Genomic DNA, 17503 nt, shown 5'->3' with positions numbered 1-17503 from the left:
TTAACCACATAAAATTTATGAAATAAAAAAACAGCCCTTTAAGGCTGTTAGAGCTGGTAAAAATATTTTCTTTCCGGTCGGCCTACTTTTCCATACCTCATTTCAGCCGTCCCTTCCTTCGTTGAGATTAAGTACTCCAAATATCGCCTTGATGTAGTTTTCGAAGCTCCTAAATGAGCACTCGCTTCCTCTGCAGTCAACCCCTCTGTAGCATATTGTTTTAATAAATCTCGAACTTTTTTCAAGGTAAGCTGATCGATTCCTTTAGGAACAGAAGAAGTTCCCTGGGATTCCGTATCTTCTGTTTCTTTTCCAATTAATTGGTCAATCACTTTCTGGTCAAGGGTATCACTGCTGTTGATCAGCCTTTTTTTCTGATGATAAGCTTCGATCGTTTCGATAAACCGATTCATCGAGATGGGTTTAATGATATAATCGACCACGCCATAATTGAGTGCCTTGGCAATCATGTCTTTTTCGTTGGCCGCTGTAATCATAATAATATCCAGGGCCGGCTGAAGCTCTCTTAATTCATGAAGCAAATCCGTGCCCAGCCGATCAGGCATGTAGACATCTAATAATAAAAGGTCCGGTTTGTGCTCACTAACTGCTTTCAGAGCCTCTTCAGCATTCAATGCTTTTGCTGATACCTCGATATTGCCAATTTCTTTTAAAAACTTCTCATGTAATTGAGCGACACGAAAATCGTCTTCCGCCACGATAACCTTAATCATCACTCGTCACCTCTCTCTTTATGATTTATTTAAAAATACCGAAAATGTAGTGCCTTTCCTAATCTCTGTATCAATTTCAAAATCTCCGCCCATTTCTTCGACAATTTCACGCACGTTAGCCAAGCCATATCCTCTCTGTTCGCCCTGTTTTGTAGAGAACCCTTGGTCCAAGATATAAGGTAAAACTTCTTCTGGAATTCCCGGCCCATTATCGATTACTTCCAATACGATTTCTTCACCGACGTCTGTAGCCGAGAAAACGACGTTCTTTTCTTGATTATTAACGACCGCTTCAAAGGCGTTATCAATTAAATTCCCTAAAATAGTTACCAGCTTAGACCGATGAATACGCTCAGGAATAGCTCCCAATGAAGCATCTTCATCCACTTGAAAATTTATTTTTAATTCTGAGGCTTTGCTGATTTTCCCTAGTAAAATCGCTTCAACTGTTTCATCTTTGATTTGGTGGAGCCTATTGGACTGCGTTTGAGCTACTTGGAACTCGGACTCTATTAAATCTATCGCTTCCTGATAGTTTTTCAACTGTAAAAGACCAAGCAATACATACATTTTATTTGCAAATTCATGGGTTTGTGAGCGCAGACCTTCGGAATATCTTCTAATCTCTGATAAAGCATAAACCATCTCTCGAACTTCTGACTTATCACGGAAGCTGGAAACCACACCAACGACTTCCCCACTTTCAAAGACGGGAGTTCGTGTAACGATAACCGTTCGATCTTTTAAAAAAATCTCCTGATCCCGCTCTTCTTTTCCCGAGTGAAGGACACGTTCCACTTCCAGATCAGGAAAAATAGCATGAATCTCTTTTTCGGTAACTTTTCCCTTAAGATTTAATAGATTCCGAGCAGAGGCGTTGATCATCGTTACACGGCCATCCTTATTTATCGCCACAATCCCCTCTTTCACAGAAGATAATACCGCCTCACGCTCCTGATATAAAGAAGCTATCTGATATGGCTCAAGTCCCATCGTGTCTCTTTGAATACTCCTTGTCAGCATATAACCACCAAATCCTCCAACGATCAAAACGAAAAAGGAAATCCCCGTAATTTTCTCCAGCCTCCGGAAAAATGCTGTATAAATATCCTCCATTAAAAACCCAACCGAGACAACGCCGATCACTTCCTGGTTTGCGTTAAAAATCGGAGCCTTGCCCCGCAGCGAAGGCCCAAGTGTCCCCTCAGCCTGGGAAATATAGTATCTCTCCTTCTCTAGAGCCCGAACATTATCGCCGCCGACCATCTTCTCACCAATTTTGGAAGGGTCTGGGTGCGCATAGCGAATGCTTTCCGTATTCCCAATGACGACAAACTCCGCCCCTACCCGCTCCTGGATTTTTAAAGCAATCGGCTGAAGCTTCTGTGAGGGATTTTCTTCTTTAAAAGCCTCCTGAATTGAGGGCATATAGGATATGGTCGTCGCCGTCTGAAGCGCCTTTTCTCCCATCACATCCTCCGTTTGTTCAAACTCCCAATATGTAAAAATCCCAGACAGAAAAACGATAATTGAAACGATTAAAGTGAAAATGAGAACCTGAATTTTTGTTATAAGTGCAAAGTGAAATTTACCTTTCATCATTGTGGTCCTCTTATGTAAACACTGCATTTTATTAATAGTAACATATTGATTAGTTTTAGCTGCCTGGTACTTAAATCCACAAAAAAAGACTCGACACCAATGTCGAGTCTTACTACTTAAAACGGGTATTGGAAACTGGTATTTCCAGGCACCAGATACTTATAATTTCTCTTCACGTATCGGCTACTACTTCTGTATTTACTCATACTTCCGCAGCTCAAGCCGCCCGATATCTCTTAAGTGGACTTGTAGGTATTTCCATTATTATCATAAAAGCGGTACCAGGTACAGGGAATTTTCTGATGTGTACCTGGTACCGCTCATGTGGTTACTAAATAAATTACCACAGGGATTGTAAAGAGACTGACTACCGTTGTAGCTAGCGTCGCACTAGTTACCGTATGGGCATCTGTTTGATATTGAATTGCGTACATTGTTGTATTCGCGGCTGTAGGAGTAGCAGCCATAATAATCATAATTTGTTTCACTAATTCATCTACCGGCAGTCCCCAAACAATAAAAGTGGCTATAATTGGTGCGACTATTAGTTTTATAATGAGTGCAGCTGATACCTTATTTACATCTAGTACATCGAGCTTTATATTTGCCAGCTGCATTCCTAATGTAATCATGATAATTGGAATAGCGGCATCAGCAATTAAATTGACACCTTCTTGAATCGTTCCAAGCGGGATGTTGAAAATATTAAATACAATTCCGCCTAATGCACCGTAAACCATAGGCATACGCCGTATAGAACGTAGAGCCTCTGTTACTCCATCAGCAGAATCACTACCTTTTGCGGCATAATAAACACCAAGCGTACTCATCAATAATTGCTGCAGGACCATAAGCACAATAGCTGTTTCCATTCCAGCTGCGCCAAACAAGAATAGAACTAGCGGTGTGCCATAGTTACCATTGTTCGTAAAAGCACAAGCGAGGACAAGGGCACATCTTTCTTTTTCCGTGAATTTACGAATCTTTGAGAGTATAGTTACCAATAAAATAATGACTAAGCTTAGCCCTACCATATAGATAGCTATAAACATATAGGAGAAATTGATTTGTTCTTGATAAAATGTCCTAAATACAAGAAAAGGAACGAGAATATATAAAGCAAGCTTAGAGAAAGTCGCTGTATCAAATCGGAAAATTCGCTGTACTAAATATCCGACTCCAAATACGAAAAAGATAGGCAATAGTATCGTTATTAAATTCATGATTCTTCTCCTGTTAATTTTTCGATTATTAATAGAAAAGAAGGAAGTCCACTGACTCCCTTCCCAAATCCTTAAGTGTTAATGACGATAATCTTCTCTTCTGTCATTTCTTCAATGGCGTAACGCGGTCCTTCTTTACCAGTACCACTCTTCTTCACTCCGCCATATGGCATATGGTCGACTCTATATCCAGATGTATCATTAACCATTAACCCACCAACATGGATTTGATCCATTGCCTTCATGGTAAAACCCAGGTCATTTGTAAAAAGTCCTGCTTGTAACCCGTATTCTGAATCATTTACTTGAGCGATAACCTCATTCTCATCTTTATAAGTGTCTATGGCTATCACCGGTCCGAATACTTCTTGGCGACACACCTTCATATCTGGGTTTACATGAGTTAAGATGGTTGGGTGATAAAAGACTCCTTCACGAACTCCCCCGGTTTCTATTTGAGCCCCTAAGTCTGCGGCTTCCTGTACCCATTCTTCAATACGTATAGCTTCTTTCTCATCAATCATTGGCCCCATTTGAGTTTCCTCATCGAGAGGATCCCCCAACTTAATCTGTTCCGTTTCAAGTTTTACTCTATTAAGGAACTGATCATAAATATCTTCATGGACATAAACTCTCTGAACAGAAATACAAACTTGCCCGGCATTATTGAAGCTTTTTTGAGCTACAAGTTGTGCCGATTTATTTATATCAGCATCCTTATGGACAATAGTAGCCGAGTTATTTCCAAGTTCGAGAGCTACATTTCGTAAACCTGCTTGCTCTCTTATAAGCTGACCTACTTTAGGGCTTCCTGTAAAAGTAAACATAGCGATATCTTGGTTTGAGGTTAACCAAGGACCGACTTCTTCTCCTTTTCCTGTGAGGACGTTAAGACGGCCCTTTGGTAATCCTGCTTGTTCAAACAGACGTGTTAATAATAGGGCAGAAACCGGTGTTTGCTCAGCAGGCTTTAGAATTACGCTGTTTCCTGCGGCAATAGCAGGTCCAATTTTATGGCATACAAGGTTAAGAGGAACATTAAAAGGAGTAATAGCTGCTACAACTCCAACTGGGTAACGTCTCGTAAAAGCTTTTCGATTCTCTGATCCTGGAGAAGCTTCTACTGGGATTTCCTCTCCATGAATTCGCTTTGCCTCTTCAGCTGAAATCTCTAGAGTTAATGCAGAACGGCCGACTTCACCCCGAGCTTCTGAAATGGGTTTTCCAACCTCTTTGGCAATTACTTTTGCAAATTCCTCCTGATTATTTTTCAACAGCTGTGCGACACGTAGTAACACTTCATACCTTTCATACATGGAAAAAGGAGAGGAGAAAGCAGCTTTTGCACATTTTACTGCATGTGCCACATCCTCTTTTTCCGTAACAGCGGTTTCTGCAAATGCTTCTTGGGTATATTTATTTAAAACCTCATCTGTCTGAATTTTTTCACGCCAATCACCACCAATAAATAATCCAAAAGTGTAGTCTGTAAGAGTTTTACTCATAGGAACGTCCTCCTTATTCGTTATAACGTTACGACCTTTTCTCTCGCAATAAATTCATTTGCTCGTCCTGCACTGCCAAAAACATCAATTTTCTCTTTCACTTTTTCCTTCATCTTGATTCGCCCGGCTCCTAAAGAGTTAGCAAGGACAATATCTTCAGGATGTTCCTGCATATAAGACTTTAAGCCTTGCGTATAAGCTTGACGCAGCTCTGTATCTACATTAATCTTGGCAATTCCAAGTGAGATGGCACGCTGTACCTGTTCATCCGGAACATCTGATCCACCATGTAAAACTATTGGACGCTGAACAGCTTTAGATATTTCTTCTAAGCGTTCGAAACGAAGGTTTGGTGTTTGACGATAAATTCCGTGAGCTGTCCCAATCGATACAGCCAAATAATCGACTTCGGTTTCATTTACAAAGTCGACCGCTTCCTGAGTAGTCGTAATTAAGGCATCCTTTTCATCAACCGTGATATCGTCTTCTGTACCACCGATTTTCCCGATTTCACCTTCAGATCCAATACCTAAAGCACGGGCAGCTGCTGCCACCTGTTTTGTAATTTTTGTATTCTCGTGAAAGTATAAAGAAGATCCATCGAACATAACAGATTGAAATCCTAACTGGATAGCTTTCATTGTTTGTTCATATTGACGACTGTGATCCAGGTGGACACATACAGGAACAGTAAAGTCTTCAGCTAAGCTGTCGAGCATATCTTTCATTGGTTTTAAACCTAATGTTTGGATAACCTTTTGACCAATTTGTATCATTACTGGTGACTGTTTTTCCTCGGCTGCTTCTAAAATAGCTAGTATTGTTTCAGCATTATGAGCACTAAATGCTCCAATTCCATACCCATTGGTTCTAGCTTGCTCTAACATTGTCTTTCCATCAATAAATGCCATTCTTCATCTCTCCCTCTACTAACGTTTCAGCTCCAAACTATAATGATACTGATCATTACGATACTTCGTTTTTGTATATTCTATCGGCCGATCATTAACTCCATAGCTTAGTCTAGTCATTTCTAATAAAGCTTCCCCTGCACGAATACCTAAAGCATCTGCTTCATCGATAGTCGCATTTATTGCATTGATCTTTTCACTTGCCCGATTTAAATACACATTGTAATTTTCCAAGATCTCATAGTAACGTGCTTCATCAAGATCATGTTTTATCAAGATATCACCGATATCTTTTGGCCAGCAGGTTCTCTCAAGAGCAACTGGGATATCATCAGCAAACCGGATTCTTTCTATAAGTAAAATCGGCTGGTCATCTTTAATATCCAGCATTGTTTTTTCATGGTGAAGGTTTTCCTTAAACTCCGCACGTATTAAGCGGCTCCTGGGATTTTGTCCCCGCTCTAAAACTTCTTCAGCAAAGCCCTTCAATTGGGTTAAGTTCCCGCTTAATTTACGAGGTTTTACAATGGTACCGCGTCCTTGTTTCTTTTCTACCAATCCTTCTTGCACTAAAATAGAAACAGCTTGACGAATGGTAGTACGACTCACATCAAATTCCTTCATGAGTTCTTGCTCTGTAGGAATTAATTTGTCGGGTTCCCAGTCTCCATTTTGAATACGCTCAATAAATAGTTCTTTTAGCTGCAAATATAACGCTAAATCTTTATTTGGATTAACTTTAGAATTCACTGTATTCTACTCTCCTTTGCGTAATCGGAGGATAGGAATGGACACCCCCTAACAACGGAGACAGCCACTGATAATAGGCCTCTCGATTATCAATGAATGAGATAGGCATTAATCGTTCTTCCTCTGCAATTACGTTTTCTAGTTTTACAGGCTTAATGTTAATTGTATAATAATCTGCAGGTTTTCGCTCGATTGAAACCATACACTCATCATAACCTTCTTTTATAAAGTGCCCGCCGATACAGCCAACCTGATAGGCTTCATAAGCATCTACCTCTGAGACACTAGAGGCAGCTGACCGCTGGTTCATTCCTAGTAATTCAGCTCTTGTCGTAACATTTAGCTGTTGGGAAAGAAAATCGCCCACCTGTTTAGAAATCCCTCCAAGAATTGAACGTCCGTTAACCTGATTAAGCTCTATTTGAGCTCCCTTTTTCCACTGTACACCTTCACTTACAACTATAATGGCATAGCCGTGAGCGTGTACGGCATCTTGGACTGAAACAAGCAACTGATCACGGTCAAGAGGTTTCTCTGGTATGGCAACAAAATGAGGGCCTTCTTCCTTATGTTTTTTCAGAATTCCTGAGGCGGCTGCCAACCAGCCAGCATTTCGCCCCATCGTCTCAAGAACGCGAATTTGTTCGAAGTTCTTCATAGAGTATAAATCACGGCTCATATCTCTCGTCGTTTGGGCGATATATTTAGCGGCACTGGCAAACCCAGGGGCATGATCTGTAGCTCCCAAATCGTTATCCACTGTTTTAGGCAGCCCAATAACTTGAAGGTCGTACCCCTGATGTTTGGATTCTTGTTTCACTTTAAACAAAGCTTCCATTGTTCCGTTTCCACCTAGAAACACGAGAGTATCAATTTGATGTTTTTTTAGATTTTGTACTGCTCTTTGAATGGCTTGTTCATCAAATGTATATCGACCGGATCTTAAACAAGCTCCTGGGATATTTCGATTGGCAATTACCCAATTCAGCATAGCAGGATCACCAGGTATAAAGTTCTCTTCTACAAGCCCTTCATAGCCACTTTCAATAAAGGTAATTTCACAGGATCCTTTTATACTCTCTACACAGCCAGAAAGTGTTGCATTTAGAACAGCCGTCGGTCCGCCGGCTTGCCCAATCGCTACTTTTCTCATCTGACCCCCTCCCTTCAACCTTTCGTATAAACCACCGTTTCCAAGCCAAGCTGACGTCCGAGTTCAACCAGTTCTTCAGCAATATCCTCATATACTAGAGCATAATGAGGTTCAAATCCTTCTTCCATTAAGCTGTATAAAGTATCGTTGATTTCCGCTTCCAGCTGCACCTCAACCGAAGTGCCGTTAAATCGCTGTGGCGTATCTAAAGCATTTCCTCGCATAACTAACAGACGGTATCCATCCGGTGTATATCCGACACGAAACATGGTCACTTGTCCTGGTTTTAATCCGAATTCCATCGTGAAACCAAGCTTTCGATTAGGATGGACTCCCGGCCTGGCTCCTTGTTCAGGATGTGCAAGGGAATAGGCACCCGCGCCACAATGCCAAAACACAACAGAATTACTTGCTTCATTTACATGAACCATGTCACCAAGATAAGGAGCTTTTCCACCACTTAATTGCTGCAGAATAAACATAGATACAGAGCCATGGATATCGGACTCACAAGAGGATACAATTCCATCTTCGGTAAACTGGGACAGTGTTGAACAAGCCGCGGCTCCTAGTTCGTTAAAAAACTCTGGCCAGCAGCGAATAGCTAGCCCCGTTAGCTGCTCCCTCTCAATAACGGATTCTACATAACTCGTAAACTGAGCAAATCGCTGGACCGTTTTATCATTACGATTCAATCCGATCACCTGTTGTTCTGCTCTATCTGCAGTATGTTCCCACTCTTCCTTGGTAAGTTTCTTAGATTCTTCAAATGCTTTCATTAAATCAACGTTTTTAACCTCAACGCCTAGCTGCTTGTGTAGAAGTTCTTCATCTGTACCAGAGAAAAAGAAACCTGGGGGATGCTCTCCAATCACTCCAATCTTAAATTGCTTTAATTCATGAATAACCTTCTGAACTTTAAGGTATTTAACAAGCCGGCTGCGAATTTGTGCTTCTTCTGGATTACCAAACAAGAAAGAAAAAGGATGGTTTGCACATTTTAATACATGACTCGTACTGTTTCCTCCAGTCAATGAGTTGAGCCGGAGACGACCGTTTATGCTTGGCTCGCGAATCGACCAAACGATAACAGGAGCTTCAACTTTATTAATTAAAGCTTCTACAAATTCCCCATCGGCAAAAGTGACACTTTGATAAATCGTCGTCATAATATCTTGTTTTTTAATAGAATTTAAGAATTCATTCAACTCTTCTGGAGAAGTTAGTATTCCGCTCGGTTCAATAACTTCTACACCAAGGGCTTCCAGCATTTCTGAGCTTTTCTGTCTTTGTATCTCTCCTGCTTCTAAATCAAAAGTCTTCCTTCCGATTGGCACATACAATACACTCATTAACCGTTCCCACCTTTATCGTATATAACATACATTACTACCTTTAATAAAACATCGTTACCTTTATATTTTATAATGAATAATTAGCTTGTATGTCTCTAAACAATTGATTGTATGGAGATTTTTTACGATAAAATACAGGCGGCTCCCCTATTCTGGCTTCAACTTCAGCGTTTCCTCCACTGAATTGCTTTCCACTCCATAGATGGACCCACTCATCTTCAGGCAGGTAAGCCGTCCAAGTATCCATTCCTTCTTCATAAACAGGCGCTACCATGATATCCGAACCTAGCATGTATTGATATTGGATATCGTAAGCTTTCTCGTCTTCTTCGTATTCCATAAAAAGTGGACGCTGCACAGGGATGCCGTGTTCTGCATTTGTCTTCACCACGTCTTTTAAGTAAGGAGCAAGCTCCACATGAATATCCGTCATTCGGGCAAAACTTTTCATCGTCTCATCGTCTTCGTCATATTGAATGCAGTCACTGGGACGGTTTCCTTCATGGCTTCTCATAACAGGGGTAAAAGCAGCCAATTCTACCCAGCGTAATAAGAGTTCCTTTGAACGCTTATTGCCATGCAGGCTCGTATAACCGCCAATATCGCTATGATGCAGACCATTACCACAAAGTCCAACAGACAAAGCCGCTGGAATAACAGAAGCAATGCCATCATCCAGCTCCCAGTTCACACTTTGATCCCCTGCCCATAATAAGCGGCAATATTTTTGACTTCCTGTATATCCAGCACGCATGAAGTAAACAACACTGTCTAATTTGCCTGCCTCTTTCACAGCTTCATAGTTTACTTGTGCCCATAACATCGGCCAGGCGTTATGCATTAATTTGGCAGAAACCTGATTGTATAGTTTAGCGTCGGTCGGGAGATATTCTCCGAAATCGGCCATCCAGCCATCAAGACCAAAATCAATTAAGTTGGTTTGAATAACTTTCTTATACCAGTCGAAGGCCTTCGGATTAGTCAAATCTACGATCCCGCAGTTAAACTCCCCAAAATCAACGAGGTAAACATCACCCTCTTGATTGTGGACCAGATAGTCATTTTGAAAAGCTTCGTTATAGAGTTCACCGTCTAAGATGACATAAGGATTAATATAGCCCATAAATCGAATGCCTTTCTTTTTCCACTCCTTCAATTTTTCATCAAGTTGAGGATATTCCTTTTCATCCCATTTCCAATTCCAATTAAGACGTCTGCCAAACGAAGTTACTCGCTTTCCTTGCCAATCCTGAGCCCAGATCGCTCCTACTTTTATTCCACTATCTAAAGCACAATCCAGTTTTTCTTGTACCCTGTCGGTGCCCCCTTGCATTCCCAGCCATATACCGTCATATACCCATTCTGGAAGTTCAGGCTGGCGTCCTAATTGAGCAGTCAGTCGTGTAACCAATTCTTTATAGGTTTCACCGCTCTCAAACATAATAGCTGAGGGAACTTCCCACACATGAAGCTCATGAAAGCTATCTTTTCTAAAATCAAAATCTGCATAGGCCGTCGTTTCTACATGGCAAAAATATTTTCTTGTTGATAAGTAAGTCGGCTGAGGATAATTGGTATGATAATAATCGCCACCGGCTTTATCATGAAGGTCAGCCTGCCATGTTGTATATGTTGATTTGTTACGGCCAACACCTGGTTCAGATGTCCATAAAGGGAAGTGTTTTCCCCTCAGATTTAGATGAGACATTTGCTGCCCGCATCCATAAACCCTTTCTTTTTCTTCAGCATTTACTCTAATCCAAAAACGATTATATTGTTCTCGGTCTCCTGAAAAATTCAAGCGCAAATTATTATTTTCATAGGATAAGTGAATTGAGAGGCTTTGCATTTCTTCTTGAGAACGCTTTAGTAAAATGTGATAACTCTCTTCATTCTCCGTTACTTCGGCATATCTGAGTCCATAACGTTCTTCAATATAATCGTCAATATCATAGTTTCCGCGATACATCTCAATTTTCTCTTCTCCCCGTCCTACAAACACGCATGGAGAGTCCTGTGTATGCCGTAGTAAAACCCGGCCGTCCAATTCAATTTCAAATGTATTTTCCTGATATTGCACATGCAATCCCTGACTATTTCCAAGCAGAGTTTCCATAAATAATCCTCCTTGCAAGTATTTCGATTATTGGTTACCAGCTTTCTTTAAATGTTCTCCTACAACGTGGTCGTAGTTCTTTTCCCATTTTTTCATGGCAAGTACAAGCGCAAACCCTGTAACCACAATTAATGCTCCAGATGCTAACCAGAACCAATTTGAAACAATAGCGTCTGGATAAGCTAAACCAATTGGTGAGAAAACAATATAAGTAAATACGATTAAGCTTAATAAGAGAAGAGATGTTGGAATTGCATATTTCCAAGGAACCATACTAACCTTAGGGGCATGTTTGAATGCATAAGGTCTAGGGAGCGGCCGAATATAACCAACAGTCAGCATAATCCCTACTTCAATCACGAACAAAATGGCTGAAATGTGAATAAAGTTCATAGTGATCTCAATTCCAAACCATTGATTGAGCCCCCAGACAAGCATGTAATAGGTGACCACGTGGAAAATAACAGCAATTTTCGCACCTAGTGGCGGAACAAACTTAGAAGCAATACCTACGAGAACAATAGCTATGATCGGAATATTAAAGAATCCAGTAAACTTACGAATGATATCCCAAAGCCCTTCTGGTGCATTCATCAGCATAGGTGAAATAATGAAAGAAACAAGCGCTAAGAGTGTACCAAAATATTTACTGATTCTAATCAATTGTTCATCTGAAGCGTTCGGCTTGAATCCTGGTTTATAAACATCTAATGCAAACATAGTAGCTGCACTGTTTAACAACGAGTTAAAGCTGGAGAATACAGCACCGAGCAGCACGGCTAAAAAGAGACCAGAGAAAATAGCAGGCATTAGATTTGTAACCATTGTTGGATAAGCCAGGTCGACTGTTGTCAAATTACCTCCATACAAATGGAAAGCAATTACACCGGGAATCATCATTAAAATAGGAACGACTAACTTGTAAAAACCTGAAAATAAAACCCCTTTTTGACCTTCCGCTAAGTTTTTCGCACCAAGTGCACGCTGAATCACATATTGGTTAGTTCCCCAATAGAACATGTTCATGAAAATCATGCCGGTGAAGATAGCAGAGAAAGGAACAGAATCATCAGCAGATCCAATAGCGTTTAATTTTTCTGAATGGTCCGTCGCCATCGTTTTAAACCCTTCAAAGAAGTTACCGTCTCCTAAGGCTGCTAATCCTATGATTGGGATCATTAGACCTACCAGCAACAAACCGATTCCGTTTAATGTATCAGAAACCGCAACCGCTTTCAATCCACCGAAAATAGCATAGATTGCACCCACAATCCCGATAACCCAAATAACCAGCCAAACAGAAGATTCAAAAGATATCCCTAACAAACCTGGCACATCGAAAAGTTTCAATACAGCTAGCGCTCCAGAATACAAAACAGAAGGAATTGTGACAAAAGCGTAACCAAGCATGAACAGTATGACAATGTATCTTCTAACCCCATCATCAAATCGACTACTCAAGAATTCGGGTAGTGTGGAAAACGCTCCCCCTAAATATTTTGGCAGTAAGATCAAGGCCATGATAATAACCGCAATAGGAGCTGTTACCTCCCATGCCATGTTAGACAAGTTTGTCCGATAGGCTTGACCATTTAGGCCAATTAATTGTTCAGCTGATAAGTTTGTCAAAAGCAAACTCCCCGCAATAAAACCACCAGTAAGCCCGCGCCCCGCTAGAAAATAACCATCAGAATCATTGACTTGCCCCTTTGCTTTCCGATAAGAAATCCACCCTACGAGCCCCATAAAAAATGCACACGTGATTAACGTAAATAAGATACTATTCATAACCTTCCTCCTCCTTGGGAATTTGAATTCTTCTTATACTGAACAAATACGTTCGGACCCCTGATTCCTATATGAGCACCTTGTGACACAAACCTCTCATGCTCCTCATGAGCGAAAAGCCATTTATTTTTCATAAAAAGTAAAGGATCGTTCTTCTTCTCCTCATCTTGTAGAGGAATATTTGTACCTTTAGGTAAAATAACCACACATTTAAATCCAGCCTGAGTCACTTTACACGGGGCTAAGTGAAGAGTAGTCTGATACATCTCAATCGCCGTACCCTTTGGCACATAGAATGCTTTTAAGAAAGTAGTATCAAAAAAGTCTTCTTTTACTTCGGTTAGATGTCCTACTAAAAGAACCATATCTGTGATCGCTACATTGATCTCACTGCCTTTATGGTACTCCAGCCCACCTAAATTTGAATTGCTGCCATTACAATAACCAATTTGACAATCCATTCCTCCATAGTATTTCTGCTCAATCAGCGTCTTTACGTCCGCTTCTTCAAGCTCGGAGACAGAAGGAACATAACGGTTACCTCCCTCAGGAACAGGAAAGTTCTCCATTACCTTTGCCAGCCATTCCGATTGAAAATCCTCTAACACATTCCCATACCTTTGGAATGCCTGACCTCTTACATCATGTATCTCTAAGTGACGGTTTTCTGCTCTTAAATTCTCTAACATATGTACCTCCCCCTGTAAAAGGTATCTACCTTTAATTAAACATCATAACCTATCGTTGTTCTCTATTCTAATGGAAGCGCCTTCAAAATATCAAGAGGTTTTTTAAATTTTTAGATATTTATTTTTTCATAATGAAAAAAGCCTATAACAATGGACTTTTTGTACGTAACTGTTCCTTTCTGTTCGGTAACAGGTACCGATACTCTCCTTCCGCGTACCAGGTACCCACCCGGTATCAGGAACTTTTTTATTTTTATTACATTTTAACTTGTAATAAAACGTATTTATATGTAATAATAATGAGCAAGAAATGAAAACCCTTTCTAAAGCAAGGACACAGAAGAGGAGAGATGACGACTTGGTAGAAACTGTTTCAAGTTTAGAAATTAAAGACAGCCGAAGTATAGACTATCCACGACCTCAATTTAGGAGAGAGCATTGGCTCGACTTAAATGGGGAGTGGCAATTCGCTTTTGATGACGCAGAAGAAGGAGAAGAGAATGGATGGTACCAAAATGCAGGTGCTCTTCCAGATAAGATACTTGTTCCTTATGCCTATCAGAGCAAAAAATCAGGCATTCATACAAATGTTCATCATGATGTTGTTTGGTATAAACGTTCATTTTTCTGGGAGAAAGAAGTTCAAAAGGAATATATTCTTCATTTCGAGGCTTCCGACTATCACACAAAAGTATGGGTGAATGGACAGTATATTGGAGATCATCAAGGAGGACATACTCCATTTAGTTTTCCTATCTCCCGGGCAATGAAGGATGGCGAAAATACCATTGCAGTGAAAGTTGAAGACCGAAATAGCGTGGAACAGCCTGTTGGAAAACAATCATGGAAATCTGATAACTTTCTTTGCTGGTATTCCAGGACGACAGGAATTTGGCAGTCGGTTTGGATAGAAGAGCTTTCTCCATTGCATATTGAAGATATAAAAATGACTCCGAGGATTGAGGAGTCCAAGCTTAATGTAGATGCCCGTCTGCCTCGTCATAATGAAACCGTGTATTTAGAGGCTGAGGTCTCTTATAAGGGAGAGTGGATCAATACTGTGGGCAGCTGGATAAAGCCTAATCAAACATTGGCCAGTTTCGCCATCAACGTTGAATCGGATGAAGCTGATTTTCGTGTCTTTTATTGGACACCTGACAATCCTCAGCTCTATGACATTACCTTTACGCTGTATTCAGAATCGAAACAGATAGACCGTGTGCAAAGTTACTTTGGAATGAGAAATATAGAAGTCAAAAATGAAAATGTACTTCTTAATCGTGAGGCTTTTTATCAGAAATTAATTCTTGATCAGGGGTACTATCCTGATTCATTGATGACGGCTGACTATGAGCAAATGAAATCAGATTTAACAAAAATAAAAGATATGGGATTTAATGGAGTACGCAGACACCAGACAATTGCTGACCGACGGTATATGTACCTATGTGATGTATTAGGGCTAGTGATGTGGGCGGAAATGCCTAGTTTTTACCGCTTCTCAAACCAATCTATGGACTCCTTTCTTTCTGAATCTCGTCAAATGGTACTCAAACATTACAATCACCCTTCCGTCATCGTGTATACACTTATGAATGAGTCTTGGGGTGTGAATGAAATTTACCATAGTACGGAGCAGCAAAACTTTGTAAACGCTCTCTATTTCCAGACAAAAGCACTGGACTCTTCCCGCTTAGTCGTTGGCAACGATGGATGGGAACACACAATGACAGACATCCTAACAATCCATGACTATAATTCAGACTCAGCTGATTTAAAAGCTAGTTATTCCGATAAAAGCAACTACGTAAATGGAAGTCCATCAAAAACAAGCAGAAAACAAAATTTTGCAAGCAATTATACCTATACAGATCAGCCTATTATAATGAGTGAATTTGGCGGGATTGCATTTGGAGAAAAAACAAATGAACAGGACTGGGGATATGGGACCAGACCTCAGTCCGAAGAAGAAGTATTACAAAGATTTGAAGATCTTACAAAAACCGTGATGGAAATCGATTCGATGCAAGGTTTTTGCTATACCCAGCTTACAGATGTTGAGCAGGAAGTGAATGGTCTCTTAGATCATAACCATGAGGAAAAATTCGATCTCAAACGAATAAAGAGCATTCTGTCGACTAAAAGGTCAAATGGGTTTGTTTTCGAATAAAAAAGGAGGAGTTTACTATGGAACCAGTTAGAGATAATTCATCTGCAGAGGTACATGTGAAAGAAGATATTCGTTCAAAAGAAATTGCTTCGTATTTTGGTTATGGATTTGCCCAATGTATTAGCTTTGGGTTGTTAGGGTCCTATATATTATTCTTCTATACGGATATCCTGGGAATTTCTGCAGCCGCAGCCAGCATTATCTTTCTCATCGCTCGAACGTGGGATGCAATTAACGATCCTCTTATGGCTTCAATAATTGACACCCTTCACTCGAAAGATGGGAAATTTAGACCTTTCCTTAAATTTATGCCTTTCTTTATAGCGCTTTCTACCATTGCATGCTTCATCCCGCTCGATGGGATGAGTATGACAGCTAAACTAATTTACGCAGGCGGAACTTATATTTTATGGGGAATGGTCTATACAGCTTCCGATGTTCCTTTCTGGTCATTGTCCTCTGTGATGAGTCAGGATCCTCAGCAGCGAACTAAATTGATTACTTTTGCTAATATGGGGGTTTTTACAGGAATAGCCTTATCACCTACCATCTTTATCCCACTCACAGAATGGCTTGGGGGAGGAGATATGGGACAAGGGTACTTCTTAGCCACAGTCGTATTGATGGTATTTGCTGTACCTATTATGTTAAACGGTTTCAAAAATACTAAAGAACGTGTAAAACCACCGAAAACGAAAGTCAAGTTCTCAGATGGTGTACGAGCCATCAAAGCGAATAAACCAATGTTTGCTATATTAGTTGTGTTTTTCTGTAACGTATTTATGAACATTACCCAGGCTTTAAATATCTTCTTTTTCACTTACAATCTTGGCAGCGCTTCATTGATGTCGATATTTGGAATTATTAGCTTTGCAAGTTGTATTGGATTTTTCATTATCCCATCTTTAGCTAAAAGATTTAAAAAGAAACATATGCTTATGACGATCGTTGCAGCAGATGTCGTGGTGCGAATCATTTGGTTCTCTCTTGGATATTCAAGTGTTATCGTATCGTTCGTATTTATTGCGGTAACGATGATCCTTTATACGGCCACCGGTCCGCTGATCTCTTCCATGTTAGCAGAAACAATTGAATACACGGAATTAAAAACCGGAAAGAGAAATGAAGCTGTTATATTCTCCGGCCAGACGTTTACAGGAAAATTATCAGTGGCTATTGCCGGCGGTGGTACAGGGCTTATCCTTACAGCAGTTAACTATCAATCTAATCAAGCGCAAAGCGAATTCACCCTGGACATGCTCTTTTTCGTAATTGCCTTACTTCCAGCGGTTGGATCGATTATCCGCTTCATCATTATGTATTTCTACTCCTATACAGAAACGGAATACAAAGAAACACTTGCCAAAATTCATTTAAGAAAAGAAAACAATCAGGCACCCCTTGGTCATTAGAGGCTTAAGCGAAGGATCTTTCTATAATCCTTCGCTTGTCGCATTTTTATAGAAAAATTCCTCTGTTATAATAGAAGAAATTAGACGTATGGAGG

General features: G+C 40.3%; 13 protein-coding genes. 2 read left to right on the top strand and 11 right to left on the bottom strand.

All coding sequences use genetic code 11. The features are described 5' to 3' along the window. Window positions 1-47 precede the first annotated feature (47 nt). From HUS26_RS01320 to HUS26_RS01270, 11 genes are all read right to left on the bottom strand, one after another. Window positions 48-734: a response regulator gene (locus HUS26_RS01320; RefSeq protein ID WP_173915440.1), complete on the bottom strand. Its 687-nt coding sequence runs from the start codon at window positions 732-734 to the stop codon at window positions 48-50. An 18-nt stretch (window positions 735-752) separates the two neighbouring features. Then, window positions 753-2336, bottom strand: coding sequence for a sensor histidine kinase (locus tag HUS26_RS01315; RefSeq protein WP_254434112.1), 1584 nt, complete (start codon window positions 2334-2336; stop codon window positions 753-755). A gap of 320 nt (window positions 2337-2656) precedes the next feature. Further along, entirely contained in the window at window positions 2657-3559 is a 903-nt protein-coding gene (locus tag HUS26_RS01310) for an AEC family transporter (RefSeq protein WP_173915439.1), read from the bottom strand. 71 nt (window positions 3560-3630) lie between these two features. Further along, window positions 3631-5064 (bottom strand): aldehyde dehydrogenase family protein, encoded by a 1434-nt coding sequence (locus tag HUS26_RS01305; protein WP_173915438.1) that lies wholly within the window; start codon window positions 5062-5064, stop codon window positions 3631-3633. A 20-nt stretch (window positions 5065-5084) separates the two neighbouring features. Then, window positions 5085-5975 (bottom strand): class II fructose-bisphosphate aldolase, encoded by an 891-nt coding sequence (locus HUS26_RS01300; RefSeq protein ID WP_173915437.1) that lies wholly within the window; start codon window positions 5973-5975, stop codon window positions 5085-5087. Window positions 5976-5993: 18 nt separating this feature from the next. Beyond that, window positions 5994-6725 carry a GntR family transcriptional regulator gene (locus HUS26_RS01295; protein ID WP_173915436.1) on the bottom strand — a complete coding sequence of 244 codons (732 nt, stop codon included), beginning with the start codon at window positions 6723-6725 and terminating at the stop codon, window positions 5994-5996. Beyond that, window positions 6715-7878 (bottom strand): diphosphate--fructose-6-phosphate 1-phosphotransferase, encoded by a 1164-nt coding sequence (locus tag HUS26_RS01290; protein WP_173915435.1) that lies wholly within the window; start codon window positions 7876-7878, stop codon window positions 6715-6717. The genes HUS26_RS01295 and HUS26_RS01290 overlap by 11 nt, the downstream gene beginning before the upstream one ends. 14 nt (window positions 7879-7892) lie before the next feature. Beyond that, window positions 7893-9230 carry an L-fucose/L-arabinose isomerase family protein gene (locus HUS26_RS01285; RefSeq protein ID WP_173915434.1) on the bottom strand — a complete coding sequence of 446 codons (1338 nt, stop codon included), beginning with the start codon at window positions 9228-9230 and terminating at the stop codon, window positions 7893-7895. A gap of 70 nt (window positions 9231-9300) precedes the next feature. After that, window positions 9301-11349, bottom strand: a complete 2049-nt coding sequence (locus tag HUS26_RS01280) for an alpha-glucosidase (RefSeq protein ID WP_173915433.1) — start codon at window positions 11347-11349, stop codon at window positions 9301-9303. A gap of 27 nt (window positions 11350-11376) precedes the next feature. Further along, window positions 11377-13137 (bottom strand): solute:sodium symporter family transporter, encoded by a 1761-nt coding sequence (locus HUS26_RS01275; RefSeq protein WP_173915432.1) that lies wholly within the window; start codon window positions 13135-13137, stop codon window positions 11377-11379. Next, a complete protein-coding gene (locus HUS26_RS01270; RefSeq protein ID WP_173915431.1) occupies window positions 13134-13826 on the bottom strand; it encodes a DUF4867 family protein in 693 nt (230 codons plus the stop codon). The genes HUS26_RS01275 and HUS26_RS01270 overlap by 4 nt, the downstream gene beginning before the upstream one ends. A 358-nt stretch (window positions 13827-14184) precedes the next feature. Between HUS26_RS01270 and HUS26_RS01265 the strand changes: the two genes are divergently transcribed. Both HUS26_RS01265 and HUS26_RS01260 read left to right on the top strand, forming a co-directional pair. Further along, window positions 14185-15996: a glycoside hydrolase family 2 protein gene (locus tag HUS26_RS01265; RefSeq protein WP_173915430.1), complete on the top strand. Its 1812-nt coding sequence runs from the start codon at window positions 14185-14187 to the stop codon at window positions 15994-15996. Window positions 15997-16013: 17 nt separating this feature from the next. Continuing rightward, window positions 16014-17408, top strand: a complete 1395-nt coding sequence (locus tag HUS26_RS01260) for an MFS transporter (protein WP_173915429.1) — start codon at window positions 16014-16016, stop codon at window positions 17406-17408. The last annotated feature ends 95 nt before the right edge of the window (window positions 17409-17503 follow it).

The organism is Halobacillus sp. Marseille-Q1614 (genome assembly GCF_902809865.1).
Classification (GTDB): Bacteria; Bacillota; Bacilli; order Bacillales; family Halobacillaceae; genus Halobacillus_A.
This window is presented reverse-complemented; position numbering and strand designations above follow the sequence as displayed.

What these genes read in the sequence shown, in the direction of transcription:
- HUS26_RS01260 (WP_173915429.1), top strand. Translation starts at nt 16,014, where the DNA reads ATGGAACCAGTTAGAGATAATTCATCTGCAGAGGTACATGTGAAAGAA.
- HUS26_RS01275 (WP_173915432.1), bottom strand. Translation starts at nt 13,137, where the DNA reads ATGAATAGTATCTTATTTACGTTAATCACGTGTGCATTTTTTATGGGG.
- HUS26_RS01310 (WP_173915439.1), bottom strand. Translation starts at nt 3,559, where the DNA reads ATGAATTTAATAACGATACTATTGCCTATCTTTTTCGTATTTGGAGTC.
- HUS26_RS01285 (WP_173915434.1), bottom strand. Translation starts at nt 9,230, where the DNA reads ATGAGTGTATTGTATGTGCCAATCGGAAGGAAGACTTTTGATTTAGAA.
- HUS26_RS01300 (WP_173915437.1), bottom strand. Translation starts at nt 5,975, where the DNA reads ATGGCATTTATTGATGGAAAGACAATGTTAGAGCAAGCTAGAACCAAT.
- HUS26_RS01305 (WP_173915438.1), bottom strand. Translation starts at nt 5,064, where the DNA reads ATGAGTAAAACTCTTACAGACTACACTTTTGGATTATTTATTGGTGGT.
- HUS26_RS01290 (WP_173915435.1), bottom strand. Translation starts at nt 7,878, where the DNA reads ATGAGAAAAGTAGCGATTGGGCAAGCCGGCGGACCGACGGCTGTTCTA.
- HUS26_RS01270 (WP_173915431.1), bottom strand. Translation starts at nt 13,826, where the DNA reads ATGTTAGAGAATTTAAGAGCAGAAAACCGTCACTTAGAGATACATGAT.
- HUS26_RS01320 (WP_173915440.1), bottom strand. Translation starts at nt 734, where the DNA reads ATGATTAAGGTTATCGTGGCGGAAGACGATTTTCGTGTCGCTCAATTA.
- HUS26_RS01315 (WP_254434112.1), bottom strand. Translation starts at nt 2,336, where the DNA reads ATGATGAAAGGTAAATTTCACTTTGCACTTATAACAAAAATTCAGGTT.
- HUS26_RS01280 (WP_173915433.1), bottom strand. Translation starts at nt 11,349, where the DNA reads ATGGAAACTCTGCTTGGAAATAGTCAGGGATTGCATGTGCAATATCAG.